Genomic DNA, 25,791 nt, shown 5'->3' with positions numbered 1-25,791 from the left:
ACAAAATATGGCCATTTTTGGACTAAGTACCTCCAATCCTGCTTTTACAAACCATTTTTGGGACCGTCCTTCAAGAAAAATGGGGCGCATGAGCATCAGAGGCATCCTTATCAAATCGCTCTTTTGCTTGGCACTCACCTCAATCACTGCGGGATATACTTGGAAGTTGTTTTTCGAAGGCGCGAACATAAAATGGTATACAAATGGTGGTATCATAGTTTCGCTAATATGTAGCGTTCTAATATCCTTTAAACCGCAATGGGCCAAATGGCTGGTAATTATTTACGCATTATCCAAGGGGTTCCTTCTTGGTGGTATCAGCGCATATGTGCACAAAAGTTTCCCAGGCTTTCCCTTTCAGGCGGTCGGAATGACCCTCATCACTTTCTTTGTAATGTTACTCCTGTATTCGGCGAGGATCATCAAGGTTACCAAACAATTTAAAAGTGTGGTGATCTCCGCCGCCGTGACCATATTTACCATCTACATCATCACTTGGATTCTACGTTTTTTCGATATTGAAGTCTCCTTTATCAGAGGGACGTCTTGGTTTGCCATCGGTTTCAATGTGATTGCAGCGATTGTCGCTTCGCTTTCGCTACTATTGGACTTTGACTATATCGAAAGGTATCGTGGGCGCGCACCAAAAGAACGCGAGTGGATCGCCACTTGGGGATTATTGGTTACACTGATTTGGCTGTATGTAGAGATTCTAAGACTCATGCGGAAATTAGCGACTCGCTTTTAAAAAGCCCTGATGATCAGTGGAAGTGCACAGGACACCTCTACTGGAACCATCTCGGAAACATCTCCGGTCGCCACTTTTTTAAGACCAGCATACAGGGAAGGTAATTTTTCTAGCGATGCATGCAGCAAGCTATCCAAATGTGGGATCTCCTTTTCTATCAGAGGGCTCTTGTCGATCTTGTCTAGTGTTAAAATTCCATCTTTAGAGATCGTGAAATGAAGCATCACTGTATCGTTGACAGTTTTACTGACCGTGATCTGCTGTTGCGACAATTCTGCATAAAGATTATCAAAAAGGGTATTTTCAAAGCAGTTGCGCTGCGCATCTTTGGCCATTGTTTCCTCGCAATTTTCAAATAATGGATATTGGTCCAAGGTATCCCAACTCACACTTTCGAGGTATTTATCACTCAAGCTCTCGGCACTTTCCTTAGGTTGAAAAAGTTCGCAACTTGTTAAAAGCAATGTAAGTATAAGTGGTAGTATTCCGCAGGTCGTTTTCATTTGCGATTGAAAAGTTATGGGAAAATACAACTTTTTATGGATTCTTATTCGGCTGCTAGATGGATTTCAGCCTTATAGTGCGAAATTCTACTATTTACATATTCCAAAATATTTGGTCGGGCCTTTGGGAAGCGTTTTTTGAACTTCAAAAAGAAGTGCAATTTAATTTTTGGGTCTTTCATACGACCATCGATTCTTCGAATGATCGAATAATTGAGAAGAAGGCTTTTGGGCGACTCGTCCATGGCCTTATCCAAATATTTTACCGCATTCTTATCATCGCCCATCGTCATGTAAGTCTCGCCAATGGCATTGTACTCTGCAGTGAGTGCTGGGTCTTTTAGCTTTAAAGCTTCCTTGTAGTGCTTCAACGCCTCTTCATGTCTGTTAAGGCGGCTATAGGCCCTTCCAAGCTTAAAGTGGATCTCTGCTGTTGCCTCACCCAATTCGAATAGCTGTTGATAGGCTTCTAGAGCTTTTTCAAATTGACGCAATTCAAAATTACAATCGCCTAATTTCTCCAGTAGACCTTCTGAATGCTGCCCAAGTGACATTAATTTTTCGATTCCTTCCTTTGCCTCTCCATAAAAACCTCTTGTAAAATGATATAGCATTTTTATATTTATCAGGTCCACATTGTTCGGGTCAAATTTTAGGCCCTTATCGGCATAGTGAAAAAGTGAGTCCTTGTCCAGTTCTACAAAATAATGTCGTGTTACTTGATAGATGCTTTTTAGATGTCTCCGGTCTAATTGTACCGCCTTCTTGAAATATGCCAAAGCCATGGAATCTTGGGTTTGTTTTGCAATGAGTCCCAATTGATAGTGAAAATTTGGGTTTTTAGCATCTGACTGGACTAACTTTTCGAATAACGGTCTTGCCTTCTCCGGCTTTGAGATCTTCAAATACAGTTTCCCCAATTCGTATTTCGCCAATAGCATTGTTGAATCCTTCTTCAGCGCTTTTTCGTATGCCTCGATTGCTTTATGATAATTTCCCAGGGCATTATAGCCTTTTCCAATTTTTACCGCAACGCTCGGAGATTCCTGCTCTTGTTCATAATACGAAATTGCTCTCGAATAATTCCCTAGGGCATAATGGCGGTCTCCATCTACTGTTTTTGATCTTTGAGCCTCTATCTGTCCGCAAAGGATCGTGAACAATAGAAAAATGCGTTTCGTCATCAATTTATTTTTAGCATGTTATAACTGGAATGTGATAGGCATCGCGTATGGTACCAATACCGGTTCTCCTTTATGAACGCCCGGTACAAACTTTGGTAGTGAACCGATGATCCTTTTTGCCTCTTCCTCTAGATCTTTAACGGGCCCTCTTACCCGAAGAATCGCGATCTCTCCTTCCTTGCCGATTACAAATTGTATATAGACCTTGCCTTGGATTCCTGCTTTGATTGCAGGCTCTGGATATTGCAAATTCGCTTGGACAAACGCTTCCATTTTTTCTCTAAAACAAGCTCGCTTATCCGACGCATCCTCACAACCGGGAAAGACGGGCACCTCGTCGATCACAGCAAAGGGGATATGAATTGTATCCTGAATTAAATTTGACTTTTGTTTTATTGATTCATTTACATCATTATGCCCATTTATCTTAAATGTAATAGGTATCGAAAAAGGCACAGACACAGCTTTCCCTTTGCTTTTCCCTGGCACGAAATCCACTGGCAACAACGAAATGATCCTTTTTGCTTCATCTTCCAATGAACTATCAGGGCCACGCATCTTTACATTTGTTAATGTCCCCTTCTCCGATACGGTAAATTGGACATATACACGCCCCTCGATTCCAGCTTTCTGTGCGGCCCCAGGATATTTAAAATTTGAAAGTATGTGCTCGTGTATCTTATCCTGAAAACATTGTCGCTTATCATCCGAATCTTCGCATCCTGGAAAGATTGGAGCTTCCTCAACAAGTGCGAAGGGCACCACCCTATCCACAGGTTGTTCAAAGGTGTCAATTTCGGTTTTAATCCCAGTGGTGCTTTTCTCCTCACACGAAGTGTAGATAAGAATTCCCATAAAAACAGGAATCATCAACAGATATTTCAATTTGAAGATATTCTTGGATCTTTGTCTTGCTAGCATCATGATTCTTTTCTTTATAAGTGAATGATTAAAGAATTGATTGACGAATGACACTTCCTTTACCTGAAATACCTCCTGTAAAAGTTGGTCGTAATGTGCGCTTTTACCTTCTTTCGAGACCTGAGCATCAGCTATGAACTCATGCAATTCGGCCATTCGCTTTTGATAGACATAGATCAAAGGATCATACCAAAAGACAATACGGAGAATTTCAAAATAAAGTAGGTCCCAGGTATGCTTCTGACGAATATGTACGAGTTCGTGATCGATGATATGCTGATGCGGTTTTTTGATCGTTTCTGTTCCTAAGAAAATATAGTTGAAAAAAGAAAATGCGACATTAGATTCACTGAGTATTACCTTTTTAAAACCTTTGAAGGAATGGAGCTCCCCTTTCCGAATCAGTGTGATGATCCTATAGAACTTAGAACAAAACCACAAAAAACTTATCAACGCCCCAAAATAGAGCAGTGACATCCAACTAAGCTGGAGGGAACTTGTACTTTCGCCAGCGGTCAACTCGCTAACCTGCGTTTCCATCACCACTGGGAAGGAATAGGTATAGGTCGCGGGAATCACCTCTCGCACCGTTTCGAACTCAATAAAAGGGAGCAGGATTCCCGCCAAGGGTGTGACCAGGAGGTACGCCCGATTCCAATTGAAAAAGGTTTCCTTCTTCAGGAATAGGGCGTAGACCAATAAGAACAACAACTGAAATGCCAAGACCTCTATTAAATATGCTATCATAACTCCTCTTTTTTATCGTTAATTTCTTTCATGACCTCCTCGAGCTCACTGATGCTTATATCATTCTTTTTCATAAAGAAGGACACCATGTTCTTAAAAGAACCTTGAAAGTATCCGTCCATTAGCTTGTTGATGGATTGATTGCTGTAATCTGATTGTCTGACCAACGGGAAATAGATATGTCCTTTACCCACCTTCTCATGCGACACAAATCCTTTGCTTTCCAGAATTCTTACAATCGTAGAGATCGTATTGTAGGCAGGTTTTGGTGCCGGAAGCTCTTCAATAATGCTCGCCACATTGGCCTTTTCCAATTGCCAAAGCACGTGCATCACTTCTTCCTCGGCTTTCGTAAGTTGTTTCATTTTGTCCATCTTTAGATTGCTAATATAACTATTTTTTTAGTTTAAACTAATTAATTAGTTAAAAATTTGTAACAGATGTTACGTATCTTCGTCTTATAGCAAATATATTTATGGATATCTTATTGCTTTTTTTGGGTTTCATCTTTATGTTACTAGGGCTGTTAGGCAGCTTTCTACCGGTCTTGCCAGGACCTCCTGTGAGTTGGATAGGCCTTTTGTTATTGCACCTCACTAAGGCGGTACCACAAGATTGGTGGTTCTTGGGCATTACCTTGGCGGTGGCGCTCTTCATCTTTGTAATGGATTATATCATTCCGGCTGTTGGTACCAGAAAATTTGGTGGCAGTAGAGCTGGGATGATCGGAACTACAATTGGACTGGTCGTTGGTATCATTGCGCCGATTCCATTTGGGATTATCATCGGACCATTTGTCGGTGCTTTCGTTGGAGAAATGATACACCAAAGCGACTCCAACAGGGCCTTTAAAGCTGCATTTGGATCTTTTCTGGGATTTTTGACCGGCACTTTTATGAAGTTTGTCGTGTCTGCGATCTTTTTAGGGTTTTTCGTTTGGAAAACCATTCAAAATGGCGAGGCCCTATTCACATTTTCATAATAATCTCCTTTTGTCTTCGTTATTTTGTAAACCAAATAGACATTTATATCGTACATATTTGTACTTATAGTTATATTTTACATGAATAATCAAAGACCTACGACCACAAAGACCCTGGAAGCAAAAAAACTGAGCATACAACTGATCAATGCGACACGAGTGTTCATTGTTTTTTGTTTGTTTCTTACCTACGAGATCATTTCCAGCACTATGACCAAAGGAGAATTCACTTTTCCCGAATTTACTTCTGCAGACTTCATTATGAAAATGCTCTTTATGTATGCCATTTCATTGGGAATCTCCAGAATATACTCTCATAAGGCGATTTTAAAAAACCAACAAAAAGAAGCGACCTCAGATAAGGTCGCTAGCGAGGTCATATAAGCATTCTCTTTTATTTAAAGGCAGCGTGTCCGGTGATATCCATTCCGGTGATCAATAGATGAATATCGTGAGTGCCCTCATAGGTAATTACACTTTCTAGATTCATCATGTGTCGCATAATGCTATATTCGCCTGTGATACCCATACCTCCGAGCACTTGCCTCGCTTCTCGAGCAATTTTGATGGCCATATCCACATTATTTCTTTTCGCCATAGAGATCTGGGCCGAAGTGGCCTTTCCTTGTTCTCGCAATACGCCAAGTCTCCATGCAAGCAATTGCGCCTTGGTGATCTCTGTGATCATCTCTGCCAATTTCTTTTGTTGAAGTTGTGTAGCGGCGATGGGCTTATCAAACTGAATCCGTTCTTTGGCGTATCGCAATGCCGTATCATAGCAATCCATTGCTGCTCCGATAGCACCCCATGCAATTCCAAATCTTGCCGAATCCAGACAACTTAGTGGTGCGCCCAAACCACTCTTACCTGGTAAGAGATTCTCTTTTGGCACCTTCACATTATCAAAAATAAGCTCTCCTGTTGCAGAAGCTCTCAAGGACCATTTATTGTGCGTCTCCGGTGTTGAGAATCCTTCCATTCCACGTTCGACAACGAGCCCGTGCACCCGTCCTTCTTCATTCTTGGCCCAGACGACCGCAATGTCTGCAAAAGGTGCGTTAGAGATCCACAGTTTGGCTCCGTTCAACAGATAATGATCACCCATATCTTTGAATTTTGTCTCCATACCTCCCGGATTGGAACCATGATTGGGCTCTGTAAGTCCAAAACACCCCATAAATTCTCCTGAAGCTAATTTTGGAAGGTATTTTTTGCGTTGTTCTTCAGAACCATATTTCCAAATAGGATACATTACTAGAGAGGATTGAACCGATGCGGTAGAACGTACCCCACTATCACCGCGCTCGATCTCTTGCATGATCAATCCATAACTTATTTGATCCAGTCCTGCTCCACCATACTCTTCAGGAATGTAAGGTCCAAAAGCACCGATCTCTGCCAAACCTGTGATGATCTGATCAGGAAACTCAGCACGTTGTGCATAATCTTCAATAATAGGTGACACTTCGCGCTTTACCCAGCTACGAGCAGCATCTCGCACCAACTTATGTTCATCGGTGAGCAATTCATCCAAGTTATAATAATCGGGAGCTTCAAAAAGATCTGGTCTCATCTATCTACAATTTTTCATCAAAGGTATGCAAAGAAAATATAACTAAAAATAGTATCTCAGTTATATTTATAACATCATAGGCCAAAGGCTGTCAACACTAATTTCCTACCTCCTCCATGATTGCGATGCTCGCAGAGATAAATTCCTTGCCACACACCCAAATTCAATCTTCCATCTGTTATAGGTAGTTGCAAAGTAGCTCCCAATAATGAAGCCTTAATATGTGCGGGCATATCATCTGGACCTTCATAGGTATGAATAAAGTATGGTGCATTTTCGGGAATCATTTCATTGAAATGACTTTCTAGATCAACTCGGACACTTGGGTCCGCATTCTCGTTTATAGTTAAGCTTGCAGAGGTATGTTTGATGAAGATCTGCAGTTGTCCGTTCCGTATCTCAGCAAGCTCGGGCAGCGCTCGGATAATATTGTCTGTAATTAGATGAAAACCTCTTTTGAAAGGTTGTAATTGTATTTCTTTCTGAAAGAATTTCATACTTACAACTTTAAATAAAAATCTTTGGTCAAGGCAATGTATTCTTCGGTGTACTGATGCCGTGCTTTCTCGATGATCAATTCTTCCTCAACTGCCGTAACTTCATCAAAGGAAAAGGTAAGAAGGCTTCTCACCAGTGGAGCATGATCATTGCCCCTTACCCTAGTGATCTTTTGCGGAAACAATGAGAAACGCGAGGATAGATCTATGAACTTTTTCTCTTCTGAATGAGGAATGATGACCGAAAATAACCCTTTTTCAGATAAGAGTCTCGCCACACCATAGCATAAATGTTCAAAAGGCAAGGCATCTTCAAAACGAGCTAGGTCGCGTTTCGGGTCATTGGACTTATAGGCTTCTGAATAAAATGGTGGATTGCTTACGATCAGGTCATATTTCTGGTCGTCCATCTCCTCCCAAAACTCTTGAAAAGAAGCATGATAACAAAACAAGCGGTCATTCCAAGGTGACGCTTCAAAGTTTTCTGCGCATTGTACGTAGGCCGCATCATCTATTTCCAAAGCATCCAACTGCAATGCAGCAGAGCGTTGCGCCAACATCAATGATATGATTCCTGTGCCCGCACCGATATCCAAGATCGTTTCGGGTTTGTGTGACAAAGGTGCCCATGCACCCATCAAGACCCCATCGGTACCTATTTTCATGGCACAGCGGTCTTGCTCTACAACGAATTGTTTAAATGTAAAGGGCTTGGACATGAAAAAATCTATTGAATATTATTGGAGATAAAGGTCGATAAGACCCTCGGGCGTGGCAACCACCACTTCTTTCTTTTTTCTATTCACTTCTTTGATGAATTCGTCATTCATCGGAATAAGGATCTCTTTTCCATCGCGCTCCACCTCAAAAAGCGCTTGGGCGGTCGTGTCATTAACGCCCTTAATGACCCCTACGCGACCGAAACTCTCATCTATCATCTGAAATCCGACGATCTCATGAAAATAGAATTTGTTTCCATCCAACTTTGGCAAAAATGCCAACGGAAGATATAATTCGGACCTCATCAAGCGATCGGCATCCTCTTCAGAGTTGACATCTTCGATCTTTAATCGAAGAAGATCCGATTTGTGCAATCGAGCCTTTTCAATAAAAAAAGGAACCAGGTCATTGCCATGAGCAATAAACACTGATTCCAGATCTTTGTAAAGCTGAGGTTCGTCGGTATCTAGCTTTGCCAGCACCTCTCCCCTAAAACTGAATTTTGAAACGATCTTACCAAGGTAGAAGCATTCTTCCTTTTTCATCGCTTCAATAAATTACTCAGCAGCTTCTTCTTTGTTTTCTTCAGTAGCAGCTTCCTCGGCTGGTGCTTCTTCAGCAACAACTTCTTCGGTAGCTTCAGCCTCGGCGGCAACTTCTGTCTCAGCTTCAGCTGCAACTTCTTCTGTCGCCTCTTCAACTGCTTCTTCTGCGGTTTCTTCAACAGGGGTATTCGCCGCGATGCGCGCCTCATTTGCCTGCTTCTCTGCCTCAAAAGCTTTTGCCTTTGCATCAGCTTCTGCTTTTGCTAGACCGTCTTTCTTAGCATCGATCTTCCCAGTCTTTTCTTCCAACCAAGCTTGGAATTTCTTCTCAGCTTGCTCTTCGGTCAAAGCACCTTTTTTAACACCTTCGGCCAAATGCTTTTTCAACAACGCTCCTTTATAGGATAGAATTGCTCTAGCAGTGTCCGTTGGTTGAGCACCATTTTGTAACCATTTCACAGCACCGTCAACATCTAGGTCGATAGTGGCAGGATTGGTTGTTGGATTGTAGATACCTAACTTTTCTAAGAATCTACCATCTCTTTTAGCTCGCGAGTCTGCGGCTACGATCCAGTAAAAAGGCTTTCCTTTTTTACCGTGTCTCTGTAATCTGATTTTTACAGGCATAATTATAAATTAATTAGTGAGGTTCACGACCTCTATTATTAATGAGGGTGCAAAGATAATTTATTTTCTTTATCGCAAAGAATTATACCGAAGGAATTTACAGTATATTTCATTTGGCTTCCTTGGGGTCGCATTAAACCAAAAGTGATATGTTCCATTTCGTTTTGTCTAATTTAACCTAGCATACTATATAAATATTGGAACATTTTACGTTATTTGTATCAAAGAAATTGAGCACTATGAAAAAATACGTATTTCTCATCCTAACCATTCTTTCATTTTCCTGTGATGATACCGAGTTTAATGATCCAGCATTCGAAGCCACGAGAAACAATAGTTTTTGGGAAGCCAGTGTTTTCGAAGCTACGCTAGGTAGCAATAGCTCGTTGAGAATTACGGCCATAGCTAGCGGACAGGAAACCATTGTACTCGACATACCATCTGCAGCGGTGAATGCCACCTACGTATTGGGCCCAGAGCAAAATAGTGTGGCTATCTATCGCATTGGAGGTGAGGCATCTTACACTACAGCTGACAGAGGAGAAGGGGAAATCCGAATTACCGATATATCTAACAATACGGTTTCGGGAACATTTAAGTTCGTCGCCTTCCAAGAGGGAATAGATATTCCTATCAGTTTTCAAAATGGGAATTTTATCGGAGTACCCATCAACACAAACCCATCATTATAGTGAATAGCCTTTGCGGTTATTGAGTACGACAAGATCTTCATTTTAGCCTCTCACTGTTAGCATTCTGTTAACAACATTTTCGGCTTCAAAAGCGTTTATTCGTTACTTTTGAGGTGTATTTTCTTTTGACAACAGCATCCTATGTATTTGATATTTGATACGGAAACAACCGGACTTCCCAAGCGTTGGGATGCTCCGATCACGGACACCGATAATTGGCCGCGAGCTGTACAGATCGCTTGGCAATTGCACGATGCTGAAGGAAATTGTCTCGAGCATCAGGATTACCTGATCAAACCAGATGGGTTTAATATCCCCTATGATTCTGAGAAAATACACGGTATTTCTACTGAACTCGCCGAAGAACAAGGCGTCTCCCTCGAAGAGGCATTGAAGAAATTCAATATCGCGCTTTCTAAAACCAAATTCGTCGTTGGTCAAAATGTTGGATTTGACATTAATATCATGGGATGTGAATTTCACCGACTTTCCATAGACAATGAACTATCCAACTTAAAGGTTCTGGATACCTGTACCGAAACTACGGCAGAATTATGTCAAATTCCCGGTGGTCGAGGTGGCAAATTCAAGTTGCCAACACTCACGGAATTACACCAATATCTTTTTGGCGAGCCTTTTGCAGAAGCGCATAATGCAACCGCTGATGTGGAAGCCACCACCCGTTGTTTCTTCGAATTGATAAGAAAGCGTGTATATACCTTAGAAGAATTAGATGTTTCCTCGGACTATTTAAAGAACTTCTCTGAGGCCAATCCACAACCGATTCAGCTTATAGGGTTAGAACACCTCAATCTTAAAGCAGCGTCCGATAGAATAAGGAAACGCCTTCAGAAGGAAACAAAGACAGATGAAATCTCGCAAAAAGAACTTGATCAGAATGCAAAGGATCTGGCCGATGTATCTTTTGTTCATTTGCATAACCACTCACAATTTTCGGTATTACAATCTACAGCCAGTATTAGAGACCTGGTAAATGCAGCAGCTAAGGCTAAAATGCCAGCCGTTGCATTGACAGATCATGCAAATATGATGGGAGCGTTTCACTTTGTAAGCGCCGTAGAGAATCACAACAGAGCTGCGAAAGCCAAGAACAAAGACGCAGAAGCGAAGGGCGAAACACCCTCTGAAGTGATCATGAAGCCCATTCTAGGGTGTGAATTCTTCGTCTGTGAGAATCATGATGACAAGACCAGAAAAGACAATGGGTATCAGGTCTTATTGTTAGCAAAAAACAAGAACGGCTATCATAACCTAGCCAAGATGTCATCGATCGGATATGTCGATGGTTTCTACTATGTGCCAAGAATAGACAAGAAGGTCATCAAACAACACAAAGAAGATATCATCGCCCTTACCGGAAATTTATACGGGGAAGTTCCTAGCAAAGTGCTGAATATTGGCGAAAAGCAGGCCGAAGAAGCATTGCTTTGGTGGAAAGAAGAATTTGGAGAAGATCTCTATATCGAACTCATGCGGCATGGACAAGAGGACGAGAACCGTGTTAATGAAGTGCTTATACAATTTTCAAAAAAGCACGACATTAAGCTTGTCGCTTCCAATAACACCTATTATGTAGATAAAGAAGATGCCAATGCACACGATATTCTATTGTGCGTGAAAGATGGCGAGAAGCAGGCAACTCCTATAGGAAGAGGTCGAGGATATCGATATGGGCTTCCCAATCAAGAGTACTATTTTAAAGGTGCCGACGAGATGAAAGCACTGTTCAAGGATATTCCTGAAGCGGTCATTAACATTCAGCAGGTGGTGGACAAGATAGAACCATTTGAGCTAGCCCGCGATGTATTATTGCCCGCTTTTGATATTCCTGAGGCTTTTCGATTCGAAGAGGATAAAATTGACGGTGGCAAACGAGGCGAGAATAAGTATTTACGTCACATCACTTACGAAGGTGCCAAAAAGCGTTATGGCGAGATCACCCCTGAAATCGATGAACGACTCGATTTTGAATTGAAGGTCATCGAGAATACAGGATATCCAGGGTATTTCCTTATCGTTGAGGATTTTATCAGAGAAGCCCGGAACATGGATGTTTCCGTTGGTCCAGGCCGTGGATCGGCAGCAGGCTCGGCAGTCGCTTATTGTTTGGGCATCACCAATCTAGACCCCATAAAATACGACCTGCTTTTTGAGCGTTTCTTGAATCCTGATAGAGTGTCCATGCCCGACATCGATATCGATTTTGACGACGAAGGTCGTGGTCGTGTCATGCAGTATGTGATCGACAAATACGGTGCTAACCAAGTGGCACAGATCATCACCTATGGGACCATGGCCGCGAAGTCTTCGATCAGAGACACGGCAAGGGTATTGGACCTTCCATTGCCTGATGCCGACCGCATCGCCAAACTGATTCCGAATATGAAGCTCGGCAAGCTTTTCTCTATGGACGAGAAGGAACTGAAAGAGAAATTGCGTGCCGAGGAGATCCAAAAGGTGAACGAACTAAAAAATCTCTCCGAAGGAGAAGATCTTGAAGCACAAACGATCAATCAGGCTAGAGTGCTGGAAGGGTCGGTGAGAAACACAGGTATTCACGCCTGTGGAGTGATCATTACACCAGACGATATTACCAAATTCGTTCCGGTGGCCACTGCAAAAGACTCAGATCTTTACGTGACCCAGTTTGATAATTCGGTAGTAGAAAATGCGGGGTTATTGAAAATGGACTTTTTGGGGCTTAAAACGCTTACGCTGATCAAGGATACGGTGAAGATCGTAAAAGCAAAGCATGGCGTTCAATTGGATCCTGACAATTTCCCACTCGATGACGACAAGACATACGAGCTTTTCCAACGTGGAGAGACCGTCGGGATATTTCAATATGAATCACCTGGGATGCAAAAGCACATGAAATCGCTAAAGCCAACCACCTTTGCCGATCTCATTGCGATGAACGCGCTTTACAGACCCGGGCCAATGGAATATATCCCAAGTTTCATCAGGAGGAAACATGGAGAAGAGGAAATCACCTATGACCTTCCGGTAATGGAGGAGTATCTTAAGGAGACCTACGGCATCACGGTGTATCAAGAACAGGTGATGCTACTTTCACAAAAGCTGGCAGATTTTACCAAAGGTGAAGCTGATGTATTGAGAAAGGCCATGGGAAAGAAGCAAAAGGCCGTGCTAGACAAGATGAAGCCCAAGTTCATCGATCAAGCCGCTGCAAAAGGACACGATACCGAAAAACTGGAAAAAATATGGAAAGATTGGGAAGCGTTTGCCGCCTATGCGTTTAACAAATCGCATTCTACATGCTATGCTTGGATCGCCTATCAAACGGCATATCTAAAGGCACATTATCCTGCTGAGTATATGGCTGCTGTCCTTTCGAACAACATGAACGATATTAAGCAGGTTACCTTTTTTATGGAGGAATGTCGCCGAATGAAGCTGAATGTTCTAGGACCCGATGTGAACGAATCATACTATAAATTCTCAGTGAACAAGGACAATGCCGTGCGCTTTGGTATGGGTGCCATCAAAGGAGTTGGAAAATCGGCCGTAGAGAGCATTGTTGCCGAACGTAAGGAAAATGGCCATTATCGATCCATATTCGACATGGCGAAACGCGTAGACCTTAGAGCCGCCAATAAAAAAGCCTTTGAAAATCTGGCGCTGGCCGGAGGTTTCGACTCCTTCTCCGATACTCACAGGGCGCAGTACTTTCATGACGAAGGTGATGGTATCTCATTTTTGGAAAAGGCCGTAAAGTATGGCGCCAAATTTCAGGAAAATGAAAACTCTTCACAAGTGAGCCTTTTTGGTGATGCCAGCGAAGTTCAAATTCCCGAGCCAGTGATTCCCCCTTGTGAGACATGGGGAACTATGGAAAAACTACGCAGAGAAAAAGAGGTGGTCGGTATCTATATCTCTGGCCATCCTCTAGATGATTTTAAAACAGAATTGGATTGCTTTTGTAATGCGACCGTCTCCAATTTTGTCGATCTGGAGCAATTTGTGAATCGAGAACTCGCCTTCGGGGGCGTCATCACCGATGTACAGCATAGGATATCCAAAAACGGAAAAGGTTGGGCAGCGTTCACTGTAGAAGATTATACCGATTCTTTCGAATTTAGGATGTTTGGAGAGGAATATTTGAAATTCAGACATTTCTTGGTCCCCAACTCCTTTATCTATGCAAAGGCTTTTGTAAGAGAAGGTTGGGTAAATAGAGACACTGGAAAAAAGGGAGACCCGAGGTTGCAGTTCAATCAATTCCAGCAGCTGCAGGACGTGATGGACACTTATGCAAAAAAACTTACCATCAGATTGGAGATAAACACGCTAGAAGAAGAGAAGATCACTCGCTTAAAAGAACTGATATCCACTTACAAAGGCGATCACTCGTTAAATTTTGTGCTCTATGATATGGAAGAGAAGTTAAAGCTGCACATGCCTAGCAGAAAGCAAAAAGTGAAAATAAACAATGAGCTGCTTGCGGCTTTGGACCAAAAGGAAGTTTCTTGGAAATTGAATTAAATGAGAATCGCAGATGCGGCTACTAAATTATTGGCGCTAATGACTACATAAACAAACCTTATTGGCCGTGTAAGGTTTGGAGAAATATTTGACTACTTTTGTGTAAACAATTAGAAGAACATTTAAATTTTAAGAGATGGCTTTAGAAATAACAGATGCTACCTTTGAAGATGTAGTCCTTAAAAGTGACAAACCGGTACTGGTTGACTTTTGGGCTGCATGGTGTGGACCTTGTCGTATGGTAGGACCTATCATTGATCAGGTGAGTGATGAATACGACGGGAAAGCTGTGGTCGGCAAAGTGGACGTTGATGCGAATCAAGAGTTTGCTGCCAAATACGGTGTACGAAATATCCCAACGGTCCTTGTTTTCAAAGATGGGGAATTGGTTGGTCGCCAAGTAGGCGTAGCTCCCAAGAATGCATATACAGATGCATTGGATTCATTGATTTAAACAATACATCATAATAAATTTATAAAGGTTTGGCTTTTGGCCAGACCTTTTTTACTTTTAGAAGGAAAATTATTTTACATGGAAAAATCGAAAAAAGTTCAAGACGAAATAGCAAAAAAATTACTTGAAGAACGCAAAATATTCCTTTGGGGAATGGTGAATGACGCTTCTGCAAAACATGTCGTAGATCGCTTGATGTATCTCGATCTATTGGATAATACTTCCGAGATAAAACTTTATATCAATAGCCCCGGAGGCTACGTGACATCGGGTTTTGCCATGTACGATTGCATAAGAACCATTAAAAGCCCCGTTTCCACTATATGCACCGGCCTCGCGGCCTCTATGGGCTCGATCTTACTTTCGGCAGGCGAAAAGGGACGACGTTTTATCTATCCGCATGCAAGGGTCATGATACATCAACCAAGCGGCGGTGCAAGAGGTCAAGCTTCCGATATAGAGATCACGGCACAGGAAATCCTCAAGACCAAAGAGTTGAGTGCAAAGATCCTGGCAGATAATTGTGGGCAGACTGTAGAGAAGGTAATGAAAGACTTCAACAGGGACCATTGGATGGGAGCGGAAGAGTCCGTATCCTACGGAATTGTCGATGGGATCATAGAGAATTAACTCTTATTTTGAATTTACAAAGTGAATTAAATAAGGCCCAGGGATTCAAAAATCTAGAACTGCTTGCGAAGCAAGTTGTGGAAGGATTTATTTCTGGCATGCATAAAAGTCCTTTTCACGGGTTTTCCGCAGAATTTGCCGAACACCGCATTTACAATCAAGGTGAGAGCACCAGACATATCGATTGGAAACTGTTTGCAAAGACCGATAAATTATATACGAAACGATATGAGGACGAAACCAACCTTCGATGTCATATTATCGTAGACAATTCCTCCTCGATGCACTATCCGGCGGTCAAGGAATTAAATATCAATAGTCTGAACAAAATAGGGTTCTCGGTCCTCGCAGCTGCATCGTTGATGAACATTTTAAAGCGGCAACGGGATGCCATTGGCCTGAGTATTTACTCAAATGATTATGATTATTATGCTCCCGAAAAAGGGAGTGAGCGTCATCATCAAATGTTATTGGAGATGTTGAGTAAGACAGCCGTTTACAGACATACGTCCAAAACCACTCAAACCTATACCTATTTGCACCAAATAGCCGAAAAGATCCATCGTCGGAGTATGATCTTTCTGTTTACCGATATGTTTCAGACAGAAACCGAAGACGAGAAGGTCTTTGAAGCGCTTAGACACCTTAAATACAATAAGCATGAAGTGATACTCTTCCATGTTTTTGACAAATCAAAGGAGTTTTCCTTTGATTTTGATAATCGTCCCAAGCGATTCATCGATGTCGAAACCGGAGAATACATCAATCTTTATGCAGAAAATATAAAAGATAATTATGAGGAAGCCGTACGGGCCTATTTTGAAAATCTCAAGATGAAGTGTGCACAATATCGCATAAAATATGTCGAAGCAGATATCAACGAGAATTTCAATAAGATTTTGACCACCTATTTGGTGGAGCGACAGCAATTTGCCTAATGATCTTGAAATGTTTTCCGATTTTTTGCAAAAATTTATTTGTTCAATATAAAAAGGGGTGTATATTTGCACCCGCCTGAATGACATAAATGATATATCGTTATGTCGGGCAGGTCCGCAATCAAGCAACGGTCTGGTAGTTCAGTTGGTTAGAATACATGCCTGTCACGCATGGGGTCGCGGGTTCGAGTCCCGTCCAGACCGCCAACAGTTAAGGAAGCTCTCTCAAGGTGGGAGCTTTTTTTGGCGATGAAGATCAGTTGTGTTGTTTATGGTAAATCACTGATTTACCTAGGTTTAGTAGTTAAACCAATGAAAAGCTTTCCTTTTTTTGAGCAATCAAAATAGGAGGCTTTTTTGCTTTTAACAGTTTCCGTACCGATATTCCCATACATGTTCTACACCTATATCATACAGAGCGAGAAAGATGGGTCCTACTATACTGGATACTCCAGTGACCTCGACGACAGATTACTGAGGCACAATACCGGGAAGAGTCGCTACACCAGTAAGAGAATGCCTTGGGTCTTGGTATATTCCGAAGTCTTCACAACAAAGACCGAGGCCATCAAAAGGGAACGCTTCCTAAAACGCCAGAAGAGTCGCGAGTTCTACGAACGGATGATCGCATCCAAATGAAAAGCATGATTCCCACGGTCTCGGGTTTCCCGAGTACTCGGGATCCAGACCGCCAACAGTTAAGGAAGCTCTCTCAAGGTGGGAGCTTTTTTTGGCGATGAAGATCAGTTGTGTTGTTTATGGTAAATCACTGATTTACATAGGTTTAGTAGCCCCGAGGCCTCGGGGTGAAAAGCTTTCCTTTTTTTGAGCAATCAAAATAGGAGGCTTTTTGCTTTTGGGAAGGTCCCGATGACCATTTATCTATGTTTTAGTATCATAATAACGGACTGAACATCCTTGCAAAACCTTCGAGCAACTTATGTCGTATTGGCCTTTTTTTGAACGTCTCTAGGTCTAGTAAAACACTTTCACTACAGTCATTCTGAAAATCCTCTTTGACAAGTCGAGCTATAATTGAATCATAAACGACCGCATTGGCTTCAAAGTTTTGTTCAAAACTACGATGATCGAAATTGCTAGAGCCGACCGACACTATTTCATCGTCGATGACCATCATCTTACTGTGCAAAAATTTCTCCCGATGTAAGTAGATCTCAATGTTAGCACTGAGTAATTCTTCGAAATATGAGAACATACTATGTTTTACCAGGGAAGAATCCGATTTTCGAGGCACGAGGACTTTTACCTTAATACCGCTTAATGCTGCCATTTTAAGGGCCTCTATCACAGCAATACTTGGAATGAAATAAGGATTGGCAATACAAATGTAATCTTCGGCCAAATTGATGAGCATAATATATTGTTGCATGATGGCCGAATAGTTTGAATCTGGCCCACTTGCGACAAATTGCACGATCGTCTTACCATGATCTGGAATCTTTGGAAGATAACGTTCATTCAGCAGATCTTCCTTGTCATCACTCGCAAAATAATAGTCCTTGATGAAGATTCGATGCAAATCGTTGATCGCAGGACCTTTGATGCACAAATGCATATCGTCCCAAACACCCAACGAATTTGTAGATCTTATATACTTGTCAGAAACATTGACACCGCCCGTGAATCCAACTACACCATCTATGACGATTATCTTCCTGTGATTTCTGTAATTAAGCGTAAAAAGAATGCTTCCCAAACGGAGAGGCATCGAAGAAAATACCTGAACCCCCAAAGCTTTGAACCTATTGATGGAACTCCGCCTCCAGGCCAAACTCCCTATAGCATCATAAATGATCCTCACCTCCACTCCTGCAGCGATCCTTTCTTCAAAAACCTGACATAAACGCTCTAGGAGTTCTCCCTCTTCAAAAATGTAGAATTGAATATGAATGAATTTTCTAGCCGCTTGCAACTCTTTGAGAATCATCTCAAAGGTCTTTATGCCATCTTCTAAGATCGTCACTTCATTACCCTGATAAGGATAAAGCCCTGCGTTCTTCGTGATCAGCTTCATTAACTTATATCCTTTTTTAGACATAAGCGGTATCTGGGCATTGTTCTGCCGCTTAGCGGACAAATGCAGATCGTAAGACTGTCTTTCCTCGGTTTGTTTCAATCGGAAAAATTTTAGTTTACGACGATTGATTCCAAACAACACATAAAACAATACCCCGAAAAACGGAAGCATAAGAATGACCACGAACCAACTGAGTGATTTTGACGGTCTGGCACCATAAAGAATGAGATTGAAAATAGCCCAAAGAGTGATCAACCCATAAATGACAATTATCGCGACAGTCATCGGGTTCGATTATTTGTTCCTGCTGGCCTTAAGAATGCCCTCTGTATACTCAAAGATGTTCTTTTTGAGCTTTTTGAATTTTTTTAGATGGCCTACGATCTCTTCGCCCAAACGGTCATGCTCCAGTAGATATGCTTGGTCACATTCCAATTGGTCACATTCTTGCATGCCGCTCAGGTGATTCTCATGTTTACGAACAAGGTCAAGATCTTCCATATTCCTGTTAAGGACTTCTTGCATCTGTTGCCGAAAAAGTTGCAATTTCTCGAATAAGTTTGGCGTTGTTGGTTCGAAAGAATAAGAGCGCAACAACTTCTTAAAGAATCTTATCTCATCCTTTATAAAATCTAACTCGGAAATCCAATTCAAGGAGTCTCGATGCAATTCTTCTATTCTCTTCTTTTCTGATGGCAAGGCCATTGAATCTGATGTTTTCATGATTTCCCAACTTCAAGATGACTATAATTCCAATGTAGGTTGAAAATTAACTTGTATCAATGATTAAAGTCATGATTCCCAACTAAGTGTGAAAACTTCGTATAATCTTGGAATTATCGCTTCCCATTGAAATTCGTCCTTTAGCTTTACTCTAAGAGCATCTGTCGCCCCTGGCTCTCCATGGACAAGGAATACATGCGTTGGTGGTTTTTCTATAGCTGACAACCAACCCAACAACTCTAGTTGATCTGCATGCGCAGATAACGACTGAAGATGCATGATCTTTGCCCTTACGGGATAATATTTTCCGTAAAACTTAATTTCATCAACACCTTCCAGAAGATACCGTCCACGCGTGCCCTCGGCCATGTAACCAACCAAAAGTACGGTGGTGTGTGGCTCATCGATCAATTGTTTCAAATAAGTAAGAACACGCCCTCCAGTGACCATACCACTACCAGCGATGACGATCTTAGGCCTTGCATCATCGATGGTCTTCCAGGTTTCGCTATAGTCTTTCACTATTTTCAAATGGCGACGCATTTCTGCATATTGCTCCTTTGGAAGCTTATGCCAATTAGGAAACCGCTGAAATAGATCCAAAACGTTGCTTCCCATGGGACTGTCTATCACAATATCAATATTGGGAATCTTGTTTTTCTTATAAAGTTTCCAAAGCAGGTAAGCTAACATTTGGGCGCGCTCTACCGCAAAACTGGGTATGATGAGCTTACCTTGCTGTTGAATCGTTTTGTTTATCAGTTCAACAAAGAAGGCCTCGAGATCCTCGATCGGGTGATGCCTATCGCCATAGGTGCTTTCTAAGAACAGGAAATCGGCTTTTTGCGGACGTTTTGGCCCGAATAGCAAAAGGTCGTCTGGTCTGCCAACATCGCCCGAAAAAACAAAACGCTTCCCAAAAATGTCCAGCTCTATAAAAGTAGCTCCGATGATATGGCCATTATATCTAAATCGGCAGGAAATATTCTCAGATAAGGTAATCCACTCATCTTTTGGCTCCGGACTAAAAAGAGCGATACACCTTTTGGCCTCTTCCATGGTGTAAAAGGGCAATGCTGGCATGTGAGAAGAATACCCCTCCTTATTTGCCCTCTCGGCATCCTCCTCATGAATTTTCGCACTATCGAGTAAAATGATCTTAGCGACAGCCAAGGTTGGAGCAGTCCCTATGATCTGCTTCTCAAATCCTGCCTTCACCAGTCGTGGTAAATAGCCCACGTGATCCAAATGGCCATGGGTCAAAAGAACGACATCGATATCGGACACATCGAATGGTAATGGCTCCCAATTTAGCTGCCGTAGTTGCTTTACGCCTTGAAACATCCCACAATCGACCATGATATTCAAAGTCGGGGTTGCTATCACGAACTTAGAACCTGTGACCGTCCCTGCGGCCCCTAAGAAATGAATTTTTACTTCGGTTTTCATGGCTAAAATGTGCAGAGTTGTCGTATCTCTTTTATGATATTTTCTTTCCTAGTGTCGGATATCCCCAGATGATCGAGATAAAAGTCGTTTGCTTGTAAATCTCTGCAGAGTACCACGCCTCTATCTAAAAGAAATTGCTTCTCGTATTTTGTCAACCGTGATGCCGCGGTAATCGGATACAATCCAAGACGATCGATTCGCGCCTTTAAGCTATTTTCCTTCGGAAAATCCCAACTAAGGAGGTACAGCCCTACGCATTTCCCATATTGCTGTGCATGTGAGGTAAAGCGTGTATTGGTCACTACCCACCCTTGAGAAAGTGGTTTTATTAGGTTTTTGTTGTTATAATGTTCTTTTAGATCATTGTATCGGCTATGAATGTACAGGGGAATCTTGACATCGCATTTTCTACCTTCATCTGCATGAAATTTGCACTCGACCAATGTTGCTTCTCCATTTTTTTGTGCTAAGACATCTATTTCATGGGTCACACAGGACCCTTGAAGTTCAAGATTCACCTCTACGTCATATCCAGAGTATTTCAAGATAGCGGCAACGAATTTTTCAAAAGGAAAACCCGATGGTCCTAACTCATAAATGGCTTTTTTAAGCTTATACTTCGAGGCAAATACGGACTTCCCCTTCTTTAACAACGCATACGCTCTGTTATAGACCTCCTTGGTACTGATGCCGTTATATAGTTCGTCTTGAACGGTGGTGAGAATATGAGATACGAGGGCATCCTCGGCTCCGGTGCGCCTTAAAGAAGCTTCTAGCTTTTCAAAGGAAAAATCAACAATGTCCCCTGAGGCTTTGACGATTTTAAAATTCGATCTATTCATTTGTCGGATACCTACAAAACCGCCAAGCGCGCTAATGGCACTTAGCGGTTTTCACTTAACAACTAACATCGGAAACTAACGGATCAACCGTTCTCTTCAAAATAGGTTCTCACCATGGCCTTTATCTGATTGCTCGTCATGCTATCTGCCTTTTGAGCAGTTTTTACTTTTTTGGCAAGATCCTTATAGTTTTTGTCTAACGTATCCTTTAATTTGAAAAAGGTTTCGGCCGGGCCAAAAATTGCGATACCATCAACATCCTGAAGATGACCTACTATTTGGCCGAAATAATCCTTCAATCGCTTATTTTCCCGCTCTAGCTGAACACGGTCCTTCAAAACCTCTGTGTGCCCCCAGTCCGTTTTAGGCCGCGAGCCGTCATATAAAACTTCGGCCTCCACCGTAACTAAGGTTTCCTTTTTGTTTTCCAAAAACACCAGATGTGCTTTCTCTTTATCGATCCAAATACCTACATTTTTCATAACTTCTATTTTTTCTTGTTAAGAGGAACGGTGCATTACCAACATGGGGACTCTACTATGAATTCCGATTCCTTTTACCAGGGGCGGATTTATAATTCGTCCGAAGAAACTGTGCTTTCTATTGATCATGGCGATCATATCCATATCCCTACTTTCTACAAAACATTTGATCGCCGTCTCTGGGTCGATATTGGTGAGCAAATGATAAGAGTGTTCAATACCTTCCAGGTCAAACTCTAGCAGTTGTTTGTTTTTCCGTTGTGTATCAGACAACTCATCCTCCTGCACCACGTGCATAACGCGGATTACCGAGTTATGCTCCCTCACAAGCTCTAACAGAGGAGCAATTTCTTCAAGTTTATAGTTGTGCGTATAGGATGTCGGATATACGATTTCGCTGGGAACCTTTATTGGGGCACTTTCGGGAATAGCCAGTACGGGGCAGTCGATCACCTTTTCCATGATAGTTACGGCATTGCTTCCGAAAATTACCTCTCGTTTTCCTGAAGCGCCTTTGGTACCCATAACGATGAGCGAGATATCCTTTTTCTTTATCTGAAGGTTCACCTCGTCTAAGAGCGTATTGTATTTTGCAAGTATGTCAAAGGTATGTTTTGGGTTGCGTTTTATTTCCAATTTGTCCATTACACGCTTTAGTTCCTTTTGAGCCGCAATTTGAGCAGAATCGAACGCAGGATTTCCTGGCTCCGCAATCATCAGATTAGCGGTCGAATAGTTCTGAACAGTAAACACATTAAGGAGGTAGAAAGTACATTCCTTATCTTTGAAAAGCTCAACGGCATATTGCGCAGCATTGTAAGCATTGGAGGAGAAATCGGTAGGAATCAAAATATTTTTCATGGCGGTCATTATTATTGGTTAGACAATTTCAGGGAGTACTAGAAATGGCACATTGGTTTTAAAGGCTATCCGTTTTATGACGGGTTCGTGGGTGAGCTTCTCAAAAAAACTATGCTTATTATTGACCATGGCGACCATTCCAATATTTGCTTTATCAGCAAATGCATTGATCACCTTTGAAATATTCGAATTTGGTTCGACATCCTCGAAGATGTGGGAGATTCCTTTTAGACGCTGTTTTAGCAAATCCTTATTGCGCTGCTGCTCATTACTCAATTGTTGTTCCTCATCGATGTGCACCACACGAATACGGGAGTTCCAAAGTCTGGCCATATCGATCAACGGCTTTATCTCTACCTCTTCGAAGTAACGCTTAAAATCTGTCGCGAACATAATATCGTCTGGCACATCATAGTCATAATCTGACGGAACAGCGACGATGGGACATACATCGATATTCTTGATGATCCCGACCGTGTTGCTTCCCATAAAGACTTCCTTAGCTCCTGTGGCACCTTGCGTTCCCATAAAAATATAATCGATATTATATTTCATGGTTGCACTTCCAACTGCATTGACCAAAGTACTGGCTACTGAAAGACCTTTGAAATTATGACGTGGATTGCTTTTGACCACCTCAAGTCGCTGCATCCAATTCTCCAATGCTCGTTCGTGCTCTTCTTTGGTAACTTGATACAAACGCGTGTCTCTCTCTTTATTGATCTTACTGGTCAAGCCTGAAGGACTAACTTGATAGGAATGTAGCACATAGAAAATGCATTGTTCTTTCTCAAAAAGATACACAGCATAATTCATCGCATTCCATGCATTCTCTGAAAAATCTGTAGGGAGCAAAATGTGTATCATTTTTATCTTTTTTCTATCCTAATTTACTGGTCAGAAGCGCTAAAAACTATGACATCGGTCATTCGAGTTCTGGTAACACAAGCATTGGCACTTTGGTATGAAAGGCCACCTTTTTGATCACAGGCTCTTGGGTAAGGTTTTGTAAAAAGCTGTGCTTGTAATGAATAAGGGCTACCATATCTGAATTGCTTTCTTCTACGAAATTTGAAATAGCATCTTCTACAGTGGTATGAATGTCTACCTTATGAAAAGTATATTGCAGGTCTCTAAAATGCTTTTTCAAGGTCTCCTTATTATACTTTTGGATCTCATCTAAATGCAACTCTTGGGCTACATGAAAGATCCTGATGTTCGAGTTCCACTGTAGTATGAGGTCGATCAGGGGAACCAGTTCTGATCTATTGTAAAAACGCTTGAAATCTGTTGGGAACACCACATGTTTCAAACTCTTGAAATCATGAGCGCTAGGAATCACCAAAATCGGACAACTGCGCATGACCTTTAAAACCTTCACAGTGGTACTGCCGATAAAAACTGCCTTGGCACCGGTGGCACCATTGGTCCCCATGACCACAAGGTCTATTTGTTTTTCCTTGACTGTCTCGGTAACCGCTTTGGAAATATCTTCAAACTTGGAGATGCTCTCGAAAACATGTTTGCTTTGCTGATGATGTTTCTTCAGGTATTCCAACATCCTGTCCAGTTGTTCCTGAGATCCTTTCGCCGCAGAATCAAACAACATTCCACTTCGCTCCTCACCAAGCGTCCTAGAAAGGTTGATAGGGCTTACCTTAAAAACATTCAAAAGATAGAAATGACATCCTTCGGCACCGAACATCTTTAATGCAGAAAAAATGGCATTCCACGAATTATCCGAAAAGTCTGTGGGCAAAAGGATTCTTCTCATCTTTAGTTATCATTTAGAAATTTTGGCTGTATCTCTCATTACCAAGAATGGTATTTTTATATGAAACCCTATGGAATCTACATTCTGCCTTAACAATAAACGCTCTAAAAAGGAGTGTTTTCTATTCATCATGGCCAGCATATCGTAATCGTGTCCTGCAATGTACTCTTGGACCGCGTTTGGCATATATTGCTTTCGAATCTCTTTGAATTCATGGTCCACTCCTTCCAAACACTCATCCAAAAACTCCTTGTTGACCTCTTGTTTCTCCGAAAGCTCAAATTCTTCAACCACATGTAAGACGGTAAGTTTTGCCTTGCACATCTTAGTTATCTCAACCAAGGGCTTAACCTCTCTACGTTTATAAAATGTGAGGTAATCTGTAGGAAAAAGGATGCTTTTTATCTCTTTGAATCTATAGCCTTCAGGAATTGCCAATACTGGGACATTGGATTTGCGCATCACGAAGACCGTATTACTACCAAAGAGTACTTCTTTCGCACCTGTGGCTCCTTGCGTGCCCATAATGACCATATCAATATCCTCGCGTTCCACCACCTCGTTGATCTCATCGGTTAAGATATTAAAAGCCGACAAGGTGTGAAATTGGTGCTTTGGGTTTGGAAATCTCTTCTTTATATCCTTTAAAGTATTCTCCAATCCCAGCATAGAGTTATCGATCATGGGATCTGGAATCCCGCTAAATGCCGGACCACCCATGGCGTAATCCATTCTATAAAAAGCAGGAGAATACGTGTTCAAAATGTAGAAGGAACACTTGTCATTCTTGAAAAACTCTAGAGCATAGGTGATCGCATTCCATGCATTGGCAGAAAAATCTGTAGGGAGCAGTACTTTTTTCATGGTTCTAACGGTTTTGATCTATCACAAAACTATTGGTGAAACAAGCCAAAAACTATGATAATTGTCATTCGGATTTACATGCATATGCAGAATTAGCAGTCCTTTAACCTATTAATAAAGCCGTATCCACTATCTTGAAAACAAAAAAGCTTTACTATGAAAATCTCTGCAATGTCAATGGTGGCCATTACGACCATCATGCTTGTTCTGGTAACCCTCATGGTTTCTTTAGAATTTGCGTTCAGCTGGGTATTTTATGCCACCTGTCTAGGCCAAGCGTTGGTTGTAATTATGGTATATAAGGTGTTGACCGACGACTATTCTACCGAGAAAACCTTTGATGATTTTTATGAAGACCGCCCTATAGATCAAAAAGATCAATAGTTCGACCACGTTTTTCCAAAGCTGACAATTGTCATATGACAGCTTATTGCTTTTTAAAACATTTGCTCTTTCAGGTAATAAAGAGC

The 25,791-nt window shown here is 41.7% G+C and carries 28 protein-coding genes and 1 tRNA gene; 11 read left to right on the top strand and 18 right to left on the bottom strand.

Annotated elements, in window-relative coordinates:
- Window positions 1-7 precede the first annotated feature (7 nt).
- Complete coding sequence (locus ACFQ1M_RS16690) at window positions 8-748, top strand: Bax inhibitor-1/YccA family protein (protein WP_386410372.1); 741 nt, start codon at window positions 8-10, stop codon at window positions 746-748.
- On the opposite strand, the gene ACFQ1M_RS16685 is transcribed toward ACFQ1M_RS16690, so the two are convergent.
- Genes ACFQ1M_RS16685 through ACFQ1M_RS16670 form a run of 4 tightly spaced genes read right to left on the bottom strand, consistent with a single transcriptional unit; the run spans window position 745 to window position 4,468 of the window.
- Complete coding sequence (locus tag ACFQ1M_RS16685; protein ID WP_386410369.1) at window positions 745-1,251, bottom strand: hypothetical protein; 507 nt, start codon at window positions 1,249-1,251, stop codon at window positions 745-747. The two genes, ACFQ1M_RS16690 and ACFQ1M_RS16685, sit on opposite strands and share 4 nt — an antisense overlap.
- A gap of 44 nt (window positions 1,252-1,295) precedes the next feature.
- Window positions 1,296-2,435 (bottom strand): tetratricopeptide repeat protein, encoded by a 1,140-nt coding sequence (locus ACFQ1M_RS16680; RefSeq protein ID WP_386410366.1) that lies wholly within the window; start codon window positions 2,433-2,435, stop codon window positions 1,296-1,298.
- An 18-nt stretch (window positions 2,436-2,453) separates the two neighbouring features.
- Window positions 2,454-4,103, bottom strand: coding sequence for a TonB family protein (locus tag ACFQ1M_RS16675; protein ID WP_386410363.1), 1,650 nt, complete (start codon window positions 4,101-4,103; stop codon window positions 2,454-2,456).
- Window positions 4,100-4,468 carry a BlaI/MecI/CopY family transcriptional regulator gene (locus ACFQ1M_RS16670; protein ID WP_386410360.1) on the bottom strand — a complete coding sequence of 123 codons (369 nt, stop codon included), beginning with the start codon at window positions 4,466-4,468 and terminating at the stop codon, window positions 4,100-4,102. Before ACFQ1M_RS16670 ends, ACFQ1M_RS16675 begins: the two co-directional genes overlap by 4 nt.
- Window positions 4,469-4,578: 110 nt before the next feature.
- Here ACFQ1M_RS16670 and ACFQ1M_RS16665 point away from each other — a divergent pair, with 110 nt between their 5' ends.
- Together ACFQ1M_RS16665 and ACFQ1M_RS16660 are read left to right on the top strand one after the other, a co-directional pair.
- Window positions 4,579-5,085 (top strand): DUF456 domain-containing protein, encoded by a 507-nt coding sequence (locus ACFQ1M_RS16665; protein WP_386410357.1) that lies wholly within the window; start codon window positions 4,579-4,581, stop codon window positions 5,083-5,085.
- An 81-nt stretch (window positions 5,086-5,166) separates the two neighbouring features.
- A complete protein-coding gene (locus ACFQ1M_RS16660; protein ID WP_386410354.1) occupies window positions 5,167-5,469 on the top strand; it encodes a hypothetical protein in 303 nt (100 codons plus the stop codon).
- 10 nt (window positions 5,470-5,479) lie between these two features.
- Here ACFQ1M_RS16660 and ACFQ1M_RS16655 read toward each other — a convergent pair whose 3' ends face one another.
- The 5 genes from ACFQ1M_RS16655 to ACFQ1M_RS16635 form a co-directional block, all read right to left on the bottom strand.
- Window positions 5,480-6,658, bottom strand: coding sequence for an acyl-CoA dehydrogenase family protein (locus ACFQ1M_RS16655; protein WP_386410350.1), 1,179 nt, complete (start codon window positions 6,656-6,658; stop codon window positions 5,480-5,482).
- Window positions 6,659-6,732: 74 nt separating this feature from the next.
- Window positions 6,733-7,155 carry a secondary thiamine-phosphate synthase enzyme YjbQ gene (locus ACFQ1M_RS16650; RefSeq protein WP_386410347.1) on the bottom strand — a complete coding sequence of 141 codons (423 nt, stop codon included), beginning with the start codon at window positions 7,153-7,155 and terminating at the stop codon, window positions 6,733-6,735.
- A 2-nt stretch (window positions 7,156-7,157) separates the two neighbouring features.
- Window positions 7,158-7,874, bottom strand: a complete 717-nt coding sequence (locus ACFQ1M_RS16645) for a tRNA1(Val) (adenine(37)-N6)-methyltransferase (RefSeq protein WP_386410345.1) — start codon at window positions 7,872-7,874, stop codon at window positions 7,158-7,160.
- An 18-nt stretch (window positions 7,875-7,892) separates the two neighbouring features.
- A complete protein-coding gene (gene rimM, locus ACFQ1M_RS16640) occupies window positions 7,893-8,420 on the bottom strand; it encodes a ribosome maturation factor RimM (RefSeq protein ID WP_386410342.1) in 528 nt (175 codons plus the stop codon).
- 12 nt (window positions 8,421-8,432) lie between these two features.
- Window positions 8,433-9,047, bottom strand: coding sequence for a 30S ribosomal protein S16 (locus ACFQ1M_RS16635; protein WP_386410339.1), 615 nt, complete (start codon window positions 9,045-9,047; stop codon window positions 8,433-8,435).
- Between the two features lie 239 nt (window positions 9,048-9,286).
- On the opposite strand from ACFQ1M_RS16635, the gene ACFQ1M_RS16630 reads away from it, so the two are divergent.
- From ACFQ1M_RS16630 to ACFQ1M_RS16600, 7 genes are all read left to right on the top strand, one after another.
- On the top strand, window positions 9,287-9,739 hold the full coding sequence (locus ACFQ1M_RS16630) for a DUF6252 family protein (RefSeq protein WP_386410336.1): 453 nt from the start codon (window positions 9,287-9,289) through the stop codon (window positions 9,737-9,739).
- 141 nt (window positions 9,740-9,880) lie between these two features.
- Complete coding sequence (gene dnaE, locus ACFQ1M_RS16625) at window positions 9,881-14,266, top strand: DNA polymerase III subunit alpha (protein ID WP_386410333.1); 4,386 nt, start codon at window positions 9,881-9,883, stop codon at window positions 14,264-14,266.
- 136 nt (window positions 14,267-14,402) lie between these two features.
- Window positions 14,403-14,720, top strand: a complete 318-nt coding sequence (gene trxA, locus ACFQ1M_RS16620) for a thioredoxin (protein WP_386410330.1) — start codon at window positions 14,403-14,405, stop codon at window positions 14,718-14,720.
- 78 nt (window positions 14,721-14,798) lie between these two features.
- Window positions 14,799-15,350, top strand: coding sequence for a ClpP family protease (locus ACFQ1M_RS16615; protein WP_386410327.1), 552 nt, complete (start codon window positions 14,799-14,801; stop codon window positions 15,348-15,350).
- A gap of 8 nt (window positions 15,351-15,358) precedes the next feature.
- Window positions 15,359-16,288 carry a DUF58 domain-containing protein gene (locus ACFQ1M_RS16610; RefSeq protein ID WP_386410324.1) on the top strand — a complete coding sequence of 310 codons (930 nt, stop codon included), beginning with the start codon at window positions 15,359-15,361 and terminating at the stop codon, window positions 16,286-16,288.
- A gap of 130 nt (window positions 16,289-16,418) precedes the next feature.
- A tRNA-Asp gene (locus ACFQ1M_RS16605) sits at window positions 16,419-16,495 on the top strand.
- A gap of 150 nt (window positions 16,496-16,645) precedes the next feature.
- Complete coding sequence (locus tag ACFQ1M_RS16600) at window positions 16,646-16,927, top strand: GIY-YIG nuclease family protein (RefSeq protein ID WP_386410321.1); 282 nt, start codon at window positions 16,646-16,648, stop codon at window positions 16,925-16,927.
- 256 nt (window positions 16,928-17,183) lie between these two features.
- On the opposite strand, the gene cls is transcribed toward ACFQ1M_RS16600, so the two are convergent.
- The 9 genes from cls to ACFQ1M_RS16555 all read right to left on the bottom strand — a co-directional run bounded on the left by cls (window position 17,184) and on the right by ACFQ1M_RS16555 (window position 25,321).
- Window positions 17,184-18,611 (bottom strand): cardiolipin synthase, encoded by a 1,428-nt coding sequence (cls, locus tag ACFQ1M_RS16595; RefSeq protein ID WP_386410318.1) that lies wholly within the window; start codon window positions 18,609-18,611, stop codon window positions 17,184-17,186.
- A gap of 9 nt (window positions 18,612-18,620) precedes the next feature.
- Window positions 18,621-19,049, bottom strand: a complete 429-nt coding sequence (locus ACFQ1M_RS16590) for a hypothetical protein (protein ID WP_386410315.1) — start codon at window positions 19,047-19,049, stop codon at window positions 18,621-18,623.
- A 69-nt stretch (window positions 19,050-19,118) separates the two neighbouring features.
- Window positions 19,119-20,498, bottom strand: a complete 1,380-nt coding sequence (locus ACFQ1M_RS16585; protein WP_386410312.1) for an MBL fold metallo-hydrolase RNA specificity domain-containing protein — start codon at window positions 20,496-20,498, stop codon at window positions 19,119-19,121.
- Between the two features lie 2 nt (window positions 20,499-20,500).
- The gene (locus ACFQ1M_RS16580) at window positions 20,501-21,340 is read right to left on the bottom strand and encodes a restriction endonuclease (RefSeq protein ID WP_386410309.1); all 840 of its coding nucleotides are present in this window, start codon (window positions 21,338-21,340) and stop codon (window positions 20,501-20,503) included.
- A gap of 83 nt (window positions 21,341-21,423) precedes the next feature.
- Window positions 21,424-21,822, bottom strand: coding sequence for a hypothetical protein (locus tag ACFQ1M_RS16575; RefSeq protein WP_386410306.1), 399 nt, complete (start codon window positions 21,820-21,822; stop codon window positions 21,424-21,426).
- 18 nt (window positions 21,823-21,840) lie between these two features.
- On the bottom strand, window positions 21,841-22,683 hold the full coding sequence (locus ACFQ1M_RS16570; RefSeq protein WP_386410303.1) for a universal stress protein: 843 nt from the start codon (window positions 22,681-22,683) through the stop codon (window positions 21,841-21,843).
- 18 nt (window positions 22,684-22,701) lie between these two features.
- The gene (locus ACFQ1M_RS16565) at window positions 22,702-23,550 is read right to left on the bottom strand and encodes a universal stress protein (RefSeq protein WP_386410301.1); all 849 of its coding nucleotides are present in this window, start codon (window positions 23,548-23,550) and stop codon (window positions 22,702-22,704) included.
- Window positions 23,551-23,608: 58 nt separating this feature from the next.
- Window positions 23,609-24,457 (bottom strand): universal stress protein, encoded by an 849-nt coding sequence (locus ACFQ1M_RS16560; protein ID WP_386410298.1) that lies wholly within the window; start codon window positions 24,455-24,457, stop codon window positions 23,609-23,611.
- A gap of 9 nt (window positions 24,458-24,466) precedes the next feature.
- Window positions 24,467-25,321: a universal stress protein gene (locus ACFQ1M_RS16555; RefSeq protein ID WP_386410295.1), complete on the bottom strand. Its 855-nt coding sequence runs from the start codon at window positions 25,319-25,321 to the stop codon at window positions 24,467-24,469.
- Window positions 25,322-25,477: 156 nt separating this feature from the next.
- On the opposite strand from ACFQ1M_RS16555, the gene ACFQ1M_RS16550 reads away from it, so the two are divergent.
- Window positions 25,478-25,705: a hypothetical protein gene (locus ACFQ1M_RS16550; protein WP_386410292.1), complete on the top strand. Its 228-nt coding sequence runs from the start codon at window positions 25,478-25,480 to the stop codon at window positions 25,703-25,705.
- Window positions 25,706-25,791 lie beyond the last annotated feature (86 nt).

Origin of the sequence: Sungkyunkwania multivorans (assembly GCF_042675645.1) — a bacterium.
Classification (GTDB): Bacteria; Bacteroidota; Bacteroidia; order Flavobacteriales; family Flavobacteriaceae; genus Sungkyunkwania; species Sungkyunkwania multivorans.
The sequence above is the reverse complement of the archived record's forward strand: the minus strand, read 5'-3'. Positions and strand labels throughout refer to the sequence as shown.